General features: G+C 47.6%; 16 protein-coding genes. 11 read left to right on the top strand and 5 right to left on the bottom strand.

What is annotated here, in order from left to right; translation table 11 throughout:
• Positions 1 to 201, bottom strand: coding sequence for a helix-turn-helix domain-containing protein (locus H3001_RS00495; RefSeq protein ID WP_138273195.1), 201 nt, complete (start codon positions 199 to 201; stop codon positions 1 to 3).
• 624 nt (positions 202 to 825) lie between these two features.
• On the opposite strand from H3001_RS00495, the gene H3001_RS00490 reads away from it, so the two are divergent.
• The gene (locus H3001_RS00490) at positions 826 to 1,530 is read left to right on the top strand and encodes a TapB family protein (protein WP_178245865.1); all 705 of its coding nucleotides are present in this window, start codon (positions 826 to 828) and stop codon (positions 1,528 to 1,530) included.
• Between the two features lie 113 nt (positions 1,531 to 1,643).
• Here H3001_RS00490 and H3001_RS00485 read toward each other — a convergent pair whose 3' ends face one another.
• The 4 genes from H3001_RS00485 to H3001_RS00470 all read right to left on the bottom strand — a co-directional run bounded on the left by H3001_RS00485 (position 1,644) and on the right by H3001_RS00470 (position 7,627).
• A complete protein-coding gene (locus H3001_RS00485) occupies positions 1,644 to 3,296 on the bottom strand; it encodes an AMP-binding protein (protein WP_181213753.1) in 1,653 nt (550 codons plus the stop codon).
• 11 nt (positions 3,297 to 3,307) lie between these two features.
• The gene (locus H3001_RS00480) at positions 3,308 to 3,886 is read right to left on the bottom strand and encodes a helix-turn-helix domain-containing protein (RefSeq protein WP_181213752.1); all 579 of its coding nucleotides are present in this window, start codon (positions 3,884 to 3,886) and stop codon (positions 3,308 to 3,310) included.
• Between the two features lie 313 nt (positions 3,887 to 4,199).
• Positions 4,200 to 6,665: a bifunctional UDP-N-acetylmuramoyl-tripeptide:D-alanyl-D-alanine ligase/alanine racemase gene (locus H3001_RS00475; RefSeq protein ID WP_178245859.1), complete on the bottom strand. Its 2,466-nt coding sequence runs from the start codon at positions 6,663 to 6,665 to the stop codon at positions 4,200 to 4,202.
• On the bottom strand, positions 6,641 to 7,627 hold the full coding sequence (locus H3001_RS00470; RefSeq protein ID WP_181213751.1) for a GSCFA domain-containing protein: 987 nt from the start codon (positions 7,625 to 7,627) through the stop codon (positions 6,641 to 6,643). Before H3001_RS00470 ends, H3001_RS00475 begins: the two co-directional genes overlap by 25 nt.
• Before the next feature lie 90 nt (positions 7,628 to 7,717).
• On the opposite strand from H3001_RS00470, the gene dxs reads away from it, so the two are divergent.
• From dxs to nuoK, 10 genes are all read left to right on the top strand, one after another.
• Complete coding sequence (gene dxs, locus H3001_RS00465; RefSeq protein ID WP_178245854.1) at positions 7,718 to 9,625, top strand: 1-deoxy-D-xylulose-5-phosphate synthase; 1,908 nt, start codon at positions 7,718 to 7,720, stop codon at positions 9,623 to 9,625.
• The gene (gene trkA / locus H3001_RS00460; protein ID WP_178245852.1) at positions 9,622 to 10,962 is read left to right on the top strand and encodes a Trk system potassium transporter TrkA; all 1,341 of its coding nucleotides are present in this window, start codon (positions 9,622 to 9,624) and stop codon (positions 10,960 to 10,962) included. The genes dxs and trkA overlap by 4 nt, the downstream gene beginning before the upstream one ends.
• Before the next feature lie 147 nt (positions 10,963 to 11,109).
• Positions 11,110 to 11,505, top strand: a complete 396-nt coding sequence (locus tag H3001_RS00455; protein ID WP_181213750.1) for a hypothetical protein — start codon at positions 11,110 to 11,112, stop codon at positions 11,503 to 11,505.
• Between the two features lie 113 nt (positions 11,506 to 11,618).
• Positions 11,619 to 11,969, top strand: a complete 351-nt coding sequence (locus H3001_RS00450; protein ID WP_178245847.1) for an NADH-quinone oxidoreductase subunit A — start codon at positions 11,619 to 11,621, stop codon at positions 11,967 to 11,969.
• Positions 11,960 to 12,571 carry an NADH-quinone oxidoreductase subunit B gene (locus H3001_RS00445; RefSeq protein ID WP_178245844.1) on the top strand — a complete coding sequence of 204 codons (612 nt, stop codon included), beginning with the start codon at positions 11,960 to 11,962 and terminating at the stop codon, positions 12,569 to 12,571. The genes H3001_RS00450 and H3001_RS00445 overlap by 10 nt, the downstream gene beginning before the upstream one ends.
• A gap of 100 nt (positions 12,572 to 12,671) precedes the next feature.
• Positions 12,672 to 14,213 (top strand): NADH-quinone oxidoreductase subunit D-related protein, encoded by a 1,542-nt coding sequence (locus tag H3001_RS00440; RefSeq protein ID WP_394367778.1) that lies wholly within the window; start codon positions 12,672 to 12,674, stop codon positions 14,211 to 14,213.
• A 23-nt stretch (positions 14,214 to 14,236) separates the two neighbouring features.
• Positions 14,237 to 15,328, top strand: coding sequence for an NADH-quinone oxidoreductase subunit NuoH (gene nuoH / locus H3001_RS00435; RefSeq protein WP_178245840.1), 1,092 nt, complete (start codon positions 14,237 to 14,239; stop codon positions 15,326 to 15,328).
• 25 nt (positions 15,329 to 15,353) lie between these two features.
• Positions 15,354 to 15,821: a 4Fe-4S binding protein gene (locus H3001_RS00430; protein ID WP_178245837.1), complete on the top strand. Its 468-nt coding sequence runs from the start codon at positions 15,354 to 15,356 to the stop codon at positions 15,819 to 15,821.
• A gap of 8 nt (positions 15,822 to 15,829) precedes the next feature.
• Positions 15,830 to 16,345: an NADH-quinone oxidoreductase subunit J family protein gene (locus tag H3001_RS00425; protein WP_178245835.1), complete on the top strand. Its 516-nt coding sequence runs from the start codon at positions 15,830 to 15,832 to the stop codon at positions 16,343 to 16,345.
• A gap of 13 nt (positions 16,346 to 16,358) precedes the next feature.
• Positions 16,359 to 16,676, top strand: a complete 318-nt coding sequence (gene nuoK, locus H3001_RS00420) for an NADH-quinone oxidoreductase subunit NuoK (protein WP_178245833.1) — start codon at positions 16,359 to 16,361, stop codon at positions 16,674 to 16,676.
• Positions 16,677 to 16,685: the final 9 nt, after the last annotated feature.

Raw genomic sequence — 16,685 nt, 5'->3', positions numbered from 1 at the left:
TTACTCTTCGATTTTGTTGGGAACGAGTAAAACTCGCACATCAATATTCAAAATGTCTGCAATTTGATATAGCACAGGAATAGGAGGTTGTACTTTGTTTGTGGCATATAAATTGACCATATTAAAAGTCTTTCCAAGCCTGTTCGCCAATTCTGTTTGGCTAATACCCTTGGCTTCCAATTCCTCTTTTATCCGATTCATGCACACATCATTCTTGATTAACGACTGCAAAAATACAAAATTTTATTTGGTAATGCGCTATATATTCAGCAGAAAGTAGTACCTTTGCCCAAAATACAAGCGTTATTTGAAAAGCAAATTTGAGAAATACGATGAAGTCTGCAAGTTGGCAAATCGTAACCTGTTAAAATGTAAAATCCGTGTAAGTTATTCTATATCAGAATGTAATTTGATATAAAAATCTTTTGAGGTAGTAGATTACTGAAAATGTACTCTTCATTGTCCTTAATTTTTGGGTTTCAAAATTAGTTGGTGAAGAGTCCGGTGTTGGTACGCAAAACGGGGAGGAACGGCGCAATCTTTTTCCGTAACCTGATTTTTCGCATGAGTTATGGATAACTCACTATTCCTTAGAGCCTTGTTTCGCTATTCGTACCCGTTTGTCGCATTTTCGGGCATGGTTACGAACAAGTAACGTAGCGGCGTCAGGATTTGGCTTCGGCAGGGATTGTAATGGCTTCACGGATTATCGCCACTTCAACCAAAACCCTTGTAACTCAATTCTATCACTATATCTTTCCGCATTTCACTTTTTTGTAGTAACTTTGCAGCGTGAATAAGAAAATAAATAAACAAAATAGCACAATGAAAAAGAGCCTTTTCTTAGTCGCAGCCCTGTTGCTGTGCACTGCCGTACGGGCACAATACTTCTGTACGGCCAACAAAACGGAACTTCATTATGTAAATTACGATGAAGCCGGACAGAGTATCTCCAACGAAACCACTACTGTATACAATGCCGGAAACAAAGACGGAGTCACTGTGGCACAATATCTGACCAAGATTGTGACCAACAAGACCAAAAACAATACTTCTTATACGCTGCACAACTGGAGCTATGACGGCAGTCAGACGGTTTGCCAGGAGGACCTGATGTACGGACCGTACATCAAATCGGATTCCGACCCTGCCAAATACGATGCCAAGACCCGTGAAGCAATGGCCGAAGAAATCAAGTTCAAGGGTGACAACACCTTCATCATCAAAGACGGTGCACGTGCCGGAGTCACCATTCCCGACTATTCATACTCATACATCAACAACATGCTGAAGAATGAGGTAAATATATCGGGAGCTGCTTACATGGGAGAAGAACGTATCAGCACAACTGCCGGTAAATTTGACTGTACCAAGATCTCTTACCTGAAACGTACCAAGATTCTGCTGAAAACAGAAACGTTGCGGATTACCGAATGGTATGCTAAAGAGGTAGGACTGATCAAATCGGAAGCATTTGATACTAAAGGAAAGCTTCACGGAAAGAAACTGCTGGTGAAAATCATTAAATAAAAGACAAAACCACACAACGGGAAAAGCAAGTCTATCCCCTTGCCTGAAGACGAGAGGGTTGGTCCGATATCCACAGACCAACCCTCTCGTTCTTATATATATAAGCATCAGGCTCAGATAATTTCAATTCCCTGTTCCAGGCACATCTCCAGTCCGATATCCTTCAGCTTGAACTTCTGGATTTTTCCACTACCTGTCATCGGGAATTCCTTGACAAAGAAGATGTATTTCGGGATCTTATAGCGCGCAATCTTTCCCTGGCAGAAATCACGCACATCAAAATCGCTCATCGACACACCTTCGTGCAGAATGATAAAGGCTCCCACCGCCTCCCCGTATTTCTTGGACGGGATTCCGGCCACCTGTACATCCTTGATTCCAGGCATCTGATACAAGAACTCCTCTATCTCACGCGGATAGATATTCTCTCCACCGCGGATAATCATGTCCTTGATACGTCCCGTAATCCGGTAATTACCGTTTTCATCCTTCACACCCAGGTCACCGGAATGCAGGAAACCGTTGGCATCAATCACTTCGGCAGTCGCCTCCGGATTCTTATAATACCCCTTCATGGTATTATATCCCCGGTTGCACATCTCTCCCTGTACCCCCACCGGACACTCCTCACCGGTTTCGGGGTCAATGACCCGGACTTCCGTAAACTCAAAATCACGGCCTACGGTTGTAAAACGCACCTCCTCAGGGTCATCAATGCGCGTATGCGTCATGCCCGGAGATGCCTCCGTCAGCCCGTACACGCTGGTTACCTTCATAAACATCTTCTCCTCCACCTGTTTCATCAGTTCCACCGGACACAAGGCACCGGCCATGATACCGGTCCGCAGACTTGACAGGTCGAAAAGGTCAAACATCGGATGATGCAATTCGGCAATAAACATGGTAGGCACCCCATAAAGTGCAGTACACCGTTCCTTATGCACCGATGCCAATACTACCAACGGGTCGAACCGTTCTACCATTACCTGAGTACAACCGTGTGTCAGACAGTTCATCGTAGCCAGTACAATACCGAAACAATGGAACAGAGGTACACAGACACAGAGTTTGTCGTCGGCAGTGAACTTCATGTGCTCACCCGTCAAAAAGCCGTTGTTGGCAATGTTATAATGCGTCAGCATCACTCCCTTCGGGAAACCGGTGGTACCTGAGGTGTATTGCATATTGACAGTATCGTGACAACTAACCTTCTTCTTGGCTTCGAGCAGTGCCTCATCCTCCACATGATTGCCCAGCAATAAAATCTCTGCCGTATTGTACATTCCACGGAATTTCTCCTGACCGATATAAATCACGTTGCGCATCTTCGGGAAGCGCTTGCTCTTCATATAGCCACGCTCAAAGGTCTTCAGTTCGGGAAGCATCCGGTAGGTCATTTCCACGAAATTATTATCCTTCTCCGTATCTACAATACACAGCGTATGCATGTCCGAATTCTGACACAGATACTCCAGCTCAGCCTGTTTGTAATTGGTATTGACCGTAACCGCTACCGCACCGATCTTGGCACAAGCATACAGGAAAGTCAGCCAGTCGGGGACATTTCCCGCCCAGATACCGACGTGCGTACCGTGTGTGATACCGATGGCAAGCAAGCCCTTGGCCATATGGTCCACCCGCTTGTTGAACTGGCTCCACGTAAACCGGAGGTTGCGGTCTGAATAAACGATATATTCCTTATCGGGGGTAACGGCGGCCCAATGCTCCAGCCAGTCGCCCAACGTACGTTCTGATAATTGTAACATAAGCCGAAAAATTAAACCGGTGTATAAATGACAGCCAGGATCTGGGCTCCCTGCCCTTCAAAAGCATGCACATGATGAGGCACAATGGAGTCGTAATAAATGGTATCTCCCTGTTCCAGCACATAAGTATGCTTGCCGTAACTGATTTCCAACAGTCCTTTCAATACCATGATAAACTCTTCTCCCTCGTGGGCCGAAAGATGGAACTGCTGTTCCTCCTGAGCATCAATATCAATGATAAAAGGTTCCATATGACGGTCGGTCTTGTTGCGCGACAACGAATGATAATGCATATGCTGGCGCGCATCTACCGCATTGTTCGAAAAACTGATGGTATTGTCGGCCTCTCCGCGACGGCATACCACCGGGGCTGCCTCATCGGCCTGATCATCCAGGAAAGTACCCAAACGCACTCCCAGTACACGGGCAATCTTCACCAGCGGTGCCAGCGAAGGAATGTCCGTATTGTTCTCAATGCGGATAATCTGCTCCACCGTCAGTCCCGTACGTTCCGACAAAGCCTCTATGCTGATTTCCTTAACGGTTCTGAGTACATGTATTTTTTCACCGATAATATAAGTATGATCCATAATATATCCATTTAAAGTTATTGGAATGTGTTTTTCTTCTACTTCGATATTTTCATTATGCAAATATAATTATTTTTTAAAATACAAGGGGATTTTAATTACGTTTTGCAACCCTTCCGCCACACTGCAGCTGCCTCATCCAAATTCCGGAGCAAGAAATACTGTCAAAAAAGAAGAGCCATGACCGACTTTGAAGCAATCCCACGGCCCCAACGTCAGTCATGACTCTTATTTATGTAATACTGAACGGAAACAATCCCCGAAGCAGCCGAAATGATACAGCTTTTTGCAGAATCGTTCTTCCGTTCGCCGACTAATCCTGATAATAAATCCGTTTTACACGGGCTGACACCCCTGTAAGCACCTCATAAGGAATAGTATTCAACTGTTCCGCCAATACCGTAACCGGCAGATCATCCCCGAAGATAATGACAGAATCTCCCTCCTTGCAATCAATGTCGGTCACATCAATCATACATACATCCATACAGATGTTGCCCACATAAGGCGCCTTCTGTCCGTTAACCAGACAGTATCCGTGACCGTTGCCCAGGTGACGGTTCAAACCGTCCGCATATCCGATAGGCAAGGCTGCAATCCGCGAATCCCGGTCCAGATGACCTTTGCGGCTGTATCCCACCGTATCTTCGGCCGGCACATCATGAATCTGCAGGATGGTTGTGCGGAGGGTACTGACATTACGGAGCATCTTGTTGGTAAACGGATCCACCCCATACAGACCGATACCCAGACGGACCATCTCAAACTGTGCTCCCGGATAGCGTTCAATACCTGCCGTGTTGCAGATATGACGGAGGATCTTGTGACTGAAAGCTGCCTGAAGCGCATCGGCCGCTGCCTCGAAGGTCTCAATCTGACGGCGTGTAAACGAATCAAAAGTAGCAGAGTCACTACCCACCAGGTGTGAGAAGATTGAGCGGGGAATTACGGCAGTCTGACGCTGCAGCCGGTCAATCAGCTGCGGAATGTCCGAAGGGGCAAAGCCCAGACGGTGCATACCCGTATCAATCTTGATATGAATCGGAATACTGGAAGCCCCTTCCCTGCCGACAGCCTTGATCAGTTCATCGAGCAGATGGAAACTGTAAACCTCCGGTTCCAGTTTATAGTCGAACATGGTCTTGAATGCAGTCAGTTCCGGATTCATGATCATGATGGAACTGTTGATACCTGCCTTGCGCAAGTCAGCACCTTCATCGGCCACCGCCACAGCCAGATAATCCACCCGATGATCTTCGAGCGTCTTGGCGATTTCAAACGAACCGGCTCCATAGGCCGATGCCTTGACCATACACACCATCTTGGTTTCCGGTTTCAGTTTGTTGCGGTAATAATTGAGGTTGTCAACCAATGCATTCAGGTTGATTTCCAATATAGTTTCGTGTACCTTCTGCTCCAGACGGTCGGAAATCTCATCAAAATGGAAGGCGCGTGCCCCCTTGATCAGCACCACTTCATTGCGTAAAGAAGTGAGCAGTCCCGATTCCAGCAATTCAGAAGTTGAACGGAAAAACGCTTTTTCAATCTCAAAACGGGAAGCCGCAGCCGAAATTTCCTCTCCCACTCCGATGATGCGGTCTACCCCACGGCTGTGGACCAGTTCGGCCACCTGACGGTAAAGCAATTTGCTGGGCTGTCCGGTTTCCAGTATATCCGAAAGAATCAGGGTCCGTTTCCGTCCCTTATCTTCTGTTCTGCGGGCCATGAAGTCGAGCGCAATATCCAAAGAAGCAAAGTCAGAATTATAACTGTCGTTAATCAGTACACAACCGTTCTTTCCCTCCTTGACTTCCAGACGCATGGCTACCGGTTCCAGGTGGGCCATCCGTTCGGCAATGCTTTCAGGTGAAAGCATCAGGTACAGACACACCGCCAGACAGTTCAGTGAGTTTTCAATGGAAGCATCATCGATGAACGGAATACGGTATTCCTTATTGAAGCCCAGGTAGCGGTACTTGACTGTCGTACCTTTATCATCCTTTTCAATCCGTTCAATATACAACGGGCGTTCATTATCCTTCATTGACCAGGCTATCTCACGCGAAGTAAACAGACTCTTGGCTACACAACTGCTGATCAGTTCATTGTCTCCATTGTATACTATCACGTCGCAGTCCTTGAACAACTGGAGTTTCTCCATACACTTGTCCTGCAACGAAGCAAAGTTCTCCTGATGTGCCCCCCCTATGTTGGTAATCACTCCAATCGTAGGCTGTATGATGGGCTGCAGTGCCTCCATCTCTCCCATTTCAGAGATACCGGCCTCAAAGATACCCAGTTCCGTATGCTCATTCAGCAGCCATACAGACAACGGCACTCCAATCTGCGAATTGTAACTCCGCGGAGAACGGGTAACGGTGCGTTCCGGACTCAGCAACTGATACAGCCACTCCTTTACGACTGTCTTTCCGTTACTTCCCGTAATGCCCACTACCGGAATCTGAAAATGCTCGCGGTGCTTGGCTGCCAGCCGCTGCAAGGCCCGGCGGGTATCGCCTACCTGCAGGAAGTTGGCATCGGAATAATCACCGGGCTTCTCCGGCAATTCAGATACCACAAAATTACGAACCCCACGGACGTAAAGTTCCGGGATATATTTATGCCCGTCATTGCGCTTGGTTTTCAGGGCGAAAAACAACGTTTCTTCCGGAAAACACAAGGAACGACTGTCGGTCAGTATCCAGTCAATAGTTGAGGGATGGTTTCCTAATCTTTTGGCTCCCAAGATGGAAGCTATTTCTTCAATCGAGCTTGACATATTTCTATTTCATTTTGCACGTCTAAATACGGAAATTTTTCTTTTAGCTGCTCTATTTTTAACAGAATTTGACTTAAAAAGCGATGATATGCTTCCGATTCTGCATCAAAAGGGCGGTGGGCAATCCCCTTACGGATGTCTTCCCAGGCTTTCATCACAGTTTCTGTCTCCTTTGTAATGTAGGAAGAACAGAAACATTCCCAAATGTATTTTACCGCCAGAGGGGAAGGATGAAGCATGTCGTCGGCATAGAAACGGTAATCGCGCAGTTCATCCATCATGATTTCGTAAGAAGGGAAATAATGACAGTCGCTGTACCGGCTGCACAGATAATCGGCGGCCAGCAAGAGAGTTGCCTTACTAAGCTGATTGCCATGCATCCCGTCCTTGGCATGCCGGATCGGACTGACCGTAAACAGAAAGCGGACACCGGGATTGACCTGCCGGATACGGTCCAGCAGAGGGGTATACAACCGGGTGATTTCGTCCACTTCCAGCAGACGGCGGGAAAACAGGCGGTCGGGCAACTTGTGGCAGTTTCCTACCACTTCTCCATTTTCTTTCCATTCGTATACGCGGGCCGTTCCCCATGTAAAAATCATCCAATTTACCGTTTTCAGCGAACGGGCAGCCGATTCCAGCCGTTCATTGATGCACTGCAACGTCTGCCGGCTGTCGGCCGAAGAAAAAGAAGTATGATGCATCAGGCTGAACCATTGACCGTTACGGTACTCCAAATCCGAAAGTTCATAAACCTTCTCCTCAAGCAACTGCTGCAAGGCTTTGGCGATGGACAAAGGATTGTACAAGATTCCAAACGGATTGACATCACACGAAAACTTGTTGTCGGTCAACAGATTGCCCACATTTTCCGCAAAACACGATCCCCACAGCATCAAACTGTCGGAATGCTTGATTTCCGGTCCCTTTTCCGGTAATTCTACCCTAGTTCTAAATTCCATACTCCAACACAATACATTATTTTTGATACAAATGTAAACACATTACATATATTTATCGTATTTTTGTGCAATTAATATTTGAGAAAACGGATGGAACAGCCTACATCATACGAACTGTTAAACAAAATTGATAGCCCAGCAGACTTGCGCCACATGGCAGAAGATGCATTGCCTGAGGTTTGTCAAGAACTCCGGCAAAAGATCATAGATGAACTGTCACGTAACCCTGGACATTTTGGTTCCAGCCTGGGGGTCATTGAATTGACCGTCGCACTTCATTATGTATTCCACACCCCGGAGGACCGTATTGTATGGGATGTGGGACACCAGGCGTATGGACATAAGATTCTGACCGGACGCCGGGACCGTTTCTGCACCAACCGCAAGTTAAACGGATTGTGTCCTTTCCCCTCACCGGCTGAAAGCGAATACGATACTTTTACCTGCGGACATGCCTCAAATTCCATTTCCGCAGCATTGGGTATGGCAGTGGCCGCTGCCCAGAAAGGGGAAATGAACCGTCATGTAGTGGCCGTCATCGGAGACGGTTCCATGAGCGGGGGACTGGCTTTTGAGGGACTGAACAACGCTTCTTCTACCCCAAACAACCTGCTCATCATACTGAATGACAACAACATGGCAATCGACCGGAGCGTGGGAGGCATGAAACAGTACCTGCTCAATCTGCAGACCTCGGAAGGATATAACCGGATGAGATACAAGTTGTCCAGACTGCTCCATCAGTGGGGATGGCTGAATGAAGAGCGGAGAAAGAGCATGATCCGTTTCAACAACAGCCTGAAATCAGTAATCACCCAGCAGCAGAATATTTTTGAGGGACTGAATATCCGTTATTTCGGACCGATAGACGGACATGACGTACATGCCCTGGTAAAGGTACTGAAAGAAATCAAGGACATGAAGGGCCCGAAGCTGCTTCATATACATACCAAAAAGGGAAAAGGATTCAAGCCGGCCGAAGAAGCCGCTACCATCTGGCATGCACCGGGAATATTCGACAAGGAAACAGGAGAACGTATCGTCAATGATACCCAGAACCTGCCGCCTTTGTTCCAGGATGTATTCGGTACTACCCTGGTGGAACTTGCCGAAAAGAATGACAAGATCATAGGAGTTACCCCGGCCATGCCGACAGGCTGCTCCATGAGCATGCTTATGAAGGCATACCCCAAACGGGCTTTTGACGTGGGAATTGCCGAAGGACATGCCGTTACATTCTCCGGAGGTATGGCCAAGGAGGGGCTGGTGCCTTTCTGCAACATCTACTCTTCTTTCATGCAACGGGCATACGACAACATCATCCACGATGTGGCTATCCAAAAGCTTCATGTGGTATTGTGTCTGGACCGTGCGGGACTGGTAGGAGAAGACGGACCGACACATCACGGAGTGTTCGACATGGCGTATCTGAGAGTGATTCCCAACCTGACCATTGCTTCCCCGATGGATGAAAAGGAATTGAGACGCCTGATGTATACGGCCCAACTGCCGGATATGGGACCTTTTGCCATCCGCTATCCGCGTGGCAGAGGGGTACTGACCGACTGGAAGTGTCCGCTGGAAGCCATTGAAGTCGGTAAAGGAAGGAAACTGAAAGACGGAACCGACCTGGCTGTCGTCACCATCGGACCCATCGGAAACGAAGCCGGAGAGGCCATCAGACGGTGTGAGGAGGAAACCGGAAAGAGCATAGCACATTACGACCTGCGCTTCCTGAAGCCTCTGGACGAAGGTATGCTGCACGAAATCGGACAGCGTTTCAAGAAAGTCATTACCGTAGAAGACGGAGTGCTGAAAGGCGGAATGGGAAGTGCCCTGCTGGAGTTCTTCTCCGACAACAACTACTGTCCGTCTGTCAGACGCCTGGGCATCCCCGACAAGTTTGTCCAGCACGGACCGGTCAAGGACCTTTACAGGATTTGTAAAATTGACAAAGAAAGTATATATAATACATTAACTGATACACTGAATTCATGAAAATAATTATTGCAGGAGCAGGAGAAGTAGGTACCCACCTGGCAAAACTGCTGTCCGGAGAGAAGCAAGACATCATTTTGATGGATGAAAATGAGGAGAAGTTGGGGAAATTGGGAAATAATTTCGACCTGATGGCAGTCAACCTGTCGCCCACCTCTATTTCCGGCCTGAAAGAAGCAGGAGTGGCTGGAGCGGATCTTTTCATTGCCGTTACTCCCAACGAAAGTCAGAACATGACTGCCTGCATGCTGGCTACCAGTCTGGGAGCCAAAAAGACCGTTGCCCGAATTGACAACTATGAATACCTGTTGCCCAAGCATCAGGAGTTTTTTGCCCGACTGGGAGTGCATTCGCTGATTTATCCGGAAATGCTGGCTGCCAAGGAAATTGTAGATGCAGTGAAAATGAGCTGGATCAGACAATGGTGGGAGTTTGCCGGAGGAGCACTGGTGCTTCTGGGAACCAAGATGACCGATACGGCAGAAATTCTGAACGTACCGCTTCACGAACTGGGAGGCCGGAACATTCCGTTCCATATCGTAGCCATCAAACGGAACAACGAAACCATCATCCCGCGAGGAGACGATACCATCCGGCTGAATGACGTGGTGTATTTTACGACGACCAAGAAATACATTCCGTACATCCGGAAAATCTCGGGAAAAGACAACTACGCCGACATCCGCAATGTCATGATCATGGGAGGAAGCCGGATTGCCGTACGTACCGTACAGTACATGCCGGAGTACATGCATACCAAGATCATTGAGAATGATTTCAACCGCTGCAACCGACTGACCGAACTGGTAGACGATGATGTGATGATCATCAACGGAGACGGCCGCGACATCGAACTGCTGATGGAGGAAGGCATCAAGAATACCGAGGCATTTGTGGCTCTGACCGGAAGTGCGGAGACCAATATCCTGGCCTGTCTGGCAGCCAAACGACTGGGAGTAAGCAAGACAGTGGCCGAAGTAGAGAACATCGACTACATCAGTATGGCGGAAAGTCTGGATATCGGTACCGTCATCAACAAGAAGTTCATTGCCGCCAGTCACATCTATCAGATGATGCTGGATGCGGATGTATCGAATGTAAAATGTCTGACATTCGCAGACGCCGATGTGGCAGAGTTTACTGCCAAGGCCGGTTCCAAGATTACACGCTCACAGGTGAAGGACGTAGGACTTCCCAAGGGGGCGACCATCGGTGGACTGATCAGAAACGGCGAAGGTATCCTGGTAACAGGTAATACCACCATCCAGGAAAACGACCATGTGGTAGTATTCTGCCTGGGTATGATGATCAAAAAACTGGAAAAATTTTTCAACTGATCCGTTACGGATTTCAGAAATACAATAAAATGGCAGTTGTCGCAAATTGACCGTGTGCGATAACTGCCATTTAATTTTTTATGGGGATAAGCGTACCTTACTTAAAATAAATATGTTATATTTGCAGCGTTTTTCAGTAGGTAGGGTATGGATAAGTGGATAAAAACAATTACAGTTATCTTCTTTTTTCTTATAACACAGGTTATAGGAAGTGCATTTTATACCCTTTCCGAAGAAATTGCGAATCAAGAAATTATCCCCGACAGCAAGATGACCGAGCAGGTTACTGCCTCTCATTCCGAAACAGATATCCTGATTAATTTTCTGTTGAATTCGGACAATGCCAACATTCCGGTTTCGCTGGCTTTTCACAGCGGAAGCAACAATGACATGAAATGGGCCTTGCGCTGCACCATCCTGCCCCTGGGCCATCATTCCGAATATGGCATGTACAAGAACATGCTGCCGGGAAAATACAACGGGCTGCCTGCCTGTAAAAGAATTGACTACTACATTTATACCCTCGAGAAAATTCTCATCTGAAAAATTCCTTGATAATAAGGAATTTACCCCTTATTGTATCGGATAAAGAGCGTTTTATCCGACGTTGCTCATTTTACATATAGGGTGTCTATTAAAAATTAAATTTTATATATATGTTTTTTACATTCATTATTGTCGTTATTCTGACAGCTATAGCCCTGGTGGTAGCCGCAATGACCATTGCCAAGCTGATAGCTCCCCGCTCATTCAATCCACAGAAAGGAGAGCCTTATGAATGCGGTATTCCGACACGCGGAGGATCTTGGGTACAGTTCAAGGTAGGATATTACCTGTTTGCCATCCTGTTTCTGATGTTCGACATCGAAACGGTATTCCTGTTCCCATGGGCTGTAGTGGTTTCAGAAGTTGGAGCCTACGCACTGGTTAGTGTCGGTTTCTTTTTAGTGATATTAATTTTAGGTCTGGCTTATGCCTGGAAGAAAGGAGCATTGGAATGGGAGTAAAAGAAAAGACGGAGATCCGCTCCATGAAATACGAAGAGTTCAAGAACAATGACTATCTGGAAAGACTGGTCAAGGAACTGAACCGCGACGGAGCCGGAGTAATTCTGGGAACAGTGGACGATCTGATTAACTGGGGACGCAGCAATTCCCTCTGGTCACTGACCTTCGGTACCAGCTGTTGTGCCATCGAGTTCATGGCGCTGGGAGCTGCCCGCTACGATATGGCCCGTTTCGGCTTTGAGGTTACGCGAAACTCTCCCCGTCAGGCGGACATGATCATGGTGTTGGGAACCATCACCTATAAAATGGCTCCGGTACTGAAGCGTCTGTACGACCAGATGGCAGAGCCCAAATACGTAGTGGCTGTAGGAGGATGTACGATTTCGGGAGGACCTTTCATCAAATCGTACCACGTAGTGAACGGTATTGACAAAATCATTCCGGTAGACGTATTCATCCCGGGATGTCCTCCAAGACCGGAAGCTTTCTACTACGGAATGATGCAGCTCCAGCGTAAGATTAAGGTGGAAAAATTCCTCGGAGGAGTGAACCGCCAAGAAAAAGAGCCTAAAGAAAACGAAACCGAACAGCACGTTCGTTAACGCATAAACTATTAAAATCATGGATATAAAAGAAAAAATCTCCGGACTGGCTGCCGATATTACAATTTCTACGCAAGGCGACTGGATAGCCGAAATTCCGGTGGAGTCATTCCGTATGGTGGCCGAACGCGTCTGCCATGATCCCGAGGAACCGATGGATTACCTGCGCGACATCGTAGGTATGGACTGGGGAGAAAACGGACTGGGAGCTTTATATTATCTGGAGTCTACCCGGACTCATCAGCAGATTGTGCTGAAGACAAGCGTAAACAACCGCGAACAGGCATTCATTCCTTCGGTCTGTGATTTGTGGAAGACTGCGGAAATTAAGGAAAGAGAGGTATTCGATTTCTTCGGCATCCGCTTTCTGAATAATCCGGATATGCGACGCATCTTCTTGCGTGAAGACTGGAAAGGATATCCGTTGCGCAAGGATTACGACATGAATTCCAACCCGCTGAACATGGACAATGAGGAAAATGCCGATATCACCGACGAATATTACCTGAACCCAGACGGTACGATTGCCGACCGTAAAAACATTGTTTTCGACCAGAAAGACTTTGTGGTCAACATCGGTCCGCAGCACCCTTCTACTCACGGAGTGCTTCGTCTGCGTACCTCAATGGAAGGAGAAACCATATCCAAGGTTGATCCGATTTGCGGATACATCCACCGGGGAATCGAAAAGATGAACGAGAGTCTTACGTATCCTCAGACACTGGCACTGACCGACCGTCTGGACTACCTGAGCGCACATCAGAACCGCCATGCCCTCTGTATGTGTATCGAGAAGGCAGCAGGCATTGAAATCAGCGAGCGTGCCCAGTACATCCGTACCATCATGGACGAGTTGCAGCGTATCGACTCACACCTGTTGTTCTACTCTTGTCTGGTAATGGATATGGGTGGACTGACACCGTTCTTCTACGGTTTCCGTGAACGTGAAATGATTCTGGATATCTTCGAAGAGACTACCGGCGGACGTCTGATACAGAACTACAACATGATTGGAGGTGTACAGGCCGATATTCATCCGGACTTCCAGCGTAAGGTAAAAGAATTCATCAAGCACCTGCGCAGTGTCATCAAGGATTATCACGATATCTTTACCGGAAACGTCATTGCCACTACCCGACTGAAGGGTGTGGGACTGCTGCGCCGGGAAGATGCCATCTCACTGGGTGTGACCGGTGGTTCCGGACGTGCATCCGGATGGTCCAATGACGTGCGGAAGCATCATCCGTATGCGATGTACGGCAAGGTTGACTTCAAGGAAATCCTTTATACAGAAGGTGACTCCTTTGCACGGTACATGGTCCGTATGGATGAAATCATGGAATCCTGCCACATCATCGAACAGCTGATTGACAACATTCCGGAAGGCGAATACCGCGTAAAGACCAAAGCAATCATCAAACTGCCGGAAGGCAATTATTCGGCAGCCGTAGAAAGCAGCCGTGGTGAGTTTGCGGTAATGCTGGAAAGCCACGGAGACAAGTCGCCTTACCGTCTGCACTACCGTTCTACCGGACTTCCTCTGGTACATGCACTGGATACGGTATGCAAAGGAAACAAGATTGCCGACCTGATTGCCATCGGTGGAACGCTGGACTATGTGATTCCAGACATTGACCGTTAAGTATAACCCTTCAATTAGTAATTATGTTTTTAGATTATTATAACCTTCAACCTTTATTGACGGCCATTCATGCTGCATTATGCAGTATTATGCCCGAAGAGCTGGCCATTTTTCTGGAAGGACTGGCAGTCGGAGTCTTCATTCTGGTACTTTATGCCGTCTTGGCCATTATCCTGATCTACATGGAACGTAAGGTATGTGCGGCCTTCCAGTGCCGTATCGGTCCGAACCGTGTAGGAGGTAAGGGAGGATTGCTCCAGGTACCGGCCGACGTATTGAAAATCCTGACCAAGGAAATCATCGAACTGAAAAAGTCCGACCATTTCCTGTACAACCTGGCTCCGTTCCTGGTGATTCTGGCTTCCATCCTGACTTTCTCCTGTCTGCCATGGAACAAGGGAGGAGAAATCCTTCACATGAACATCGGTATTTTCTTCGTTCTGGCAGCTTCTTCCATCGGCGTACTGGGTATTCTGCTTGCCGGATGGAGTAGTAACAGCAAGTATACGCTGATCGGAGCGGTACGAAGCGGAGCGATGATCATCAGTTACGAACTGTCCATCGGACTGGTGGTACTCACCATGGTCATGATGAGCGGCACGATGGACATTCAGGAAATCGTAAACAACCAGGCCAACGGATGGAACATCTTCAAAGGCCATCTGCCAGCCATTGTAGCCTTCATCATCTACCTGATTGCCGGTAATGCGGAAGCCAACCGTGGCCCGTTCGACCTGGCAGAAGCAGAACAGGAACTTACCGCCGGTTACCATACGGAATATTCGGGTATGCATTTCGGATTCTTCTATCTGGCAGAATACCTGAACCTCTTCATTACCGCCGGTATCGCAACCACTCTTTTCCTGGGCGGATGGATGCCTTTGCACATTGCAGGCCTTGATGGCTTCAACGCCGTAATGGACTACATCCCCGGTGTACTCTGGTTTGTAGGAAAGACCTTCTTTATCGTCTTCCTCCTGATGTGGATACGCTGGACCTTCCCCCGTCTCCGTATCGACCAGGTACTGATTCTGGAATGGAAATACCTGATGCCGCTGTCACTGCTGGTACTGCTCGCCATGACAGTCTGCAAGGTATTCGGCTGGGTATTTTAATTAACTGACTAATAAATTTAAGACAATGAGTAGTTTCAATTCATATATCAAAGGATATGTTTCCGGAGTAAAGAGTCTGCTGACAGGTATGCGCACTTCCATGAAAGTATTCTGGCAGCCTAAGGTCACCGAACAGTATCCTGAAAACCGTCACACGACGCTCCACATTCCGGAACGCCACCGTGCCCGGCTGATTATGGTACACAATGCAGAGAACCAGCACCACTGTGTTGCCTGCGGACTGTGCCAGATGGCTTGCCCGAACGGCACCATCAAAGTCATCTCAGAAACCCGGGAAGATGAAGAAGGCAAGAAAAAGAAATATCTTGTCAAATACGAATACAACTTAGGATCATGCATGTTCTGCCAGTTGTGTGTCAATGCCTGTCCTCACGGCGCCATCGAATTCAGCAACGATTTTGAAAACGCCGTATTCGAGAAAGAAAAACTGGTTCAGACACTCAACCACGAAGGTTCAACACTTGCCAAATAAACAAGAAAATGGGAATAACACTTCAAGAAATCGCATTTTATGTAGTAGCTGCAGCCATTGCAGTCTGCTCTGTTCTGGCAGTCACCACAGGTAAAATCCTGCGCGCTGCCACCTATCTGCTGTTTGTTCTGTTCGGTACAGGCGCTCTTTACGGTATCCTGGGATACACTTTCCTGGGTGCGGTACAGCTGATGGTCTATGCCGGAGGTATTGTGGTATTGTATGTATTCTCTATCCTGCTGACCCAGTCGGACAAAGACATGAAATACAAAATCCGGAAGGCCAAGCTTGTCAGTGTACTGCTGACTACCCTAGCAGGTGCCGCACTGGTACTCTTCCTGGTATTCACCAACGGATTTGCTCTCAACATGATTCCGCAGGGAGTGGAACTTCCGGCACGTGAAATCGGTCTGGCGCTTATCGGCACCGGAAAACATCAGTTTGTTTTACCTTTCGAAGTAGTGAGCGTATTGCTGCTTGCCTGTATGATAGGAAGTATCTTAATCGCACGAAAAGAAAAATAAATCCCTCAGCATTATGGAATTAGAAATACACGTTATACATTATCTGGTGATCAGCACGGTCATGATGTTTTGCGGAATATATGGTTTCTTTACCCGCAAGAACCTGCTGGCACTGCTTATTTCAGTTGAATTGATGCTGAATGCCACCAACATCAACTTTGCCGTATTCAACCGTTATCTTTTCCCCGACCAGCTGGAAGGTCACTTCTTCAGCCTGTTCGGCATTGCCATCGCTGCAGCAGAAACCGCTGTGGCCATTGCCATCATCATCAACGTATACCGCAACATCAAGCAGGTACTTACGGATGACATTACAGATATGAAAGGATAACCCAGAACT

The organism is Phocaeicola faecicola, from assembly GCF_013618865.1.
In the GTDB taxonomy this organism is placed as follows: Bacteria; Bacteroidota; Bacteroidia; order Bacteroidales; family Bacteroidaceae; genus Phocaeicola; species Phocaeicola faecicola.
Note: the sequence above shows the minus strand (reverse complement) of the source record. Positions and strands in the feature narration are given on the sequence as shown.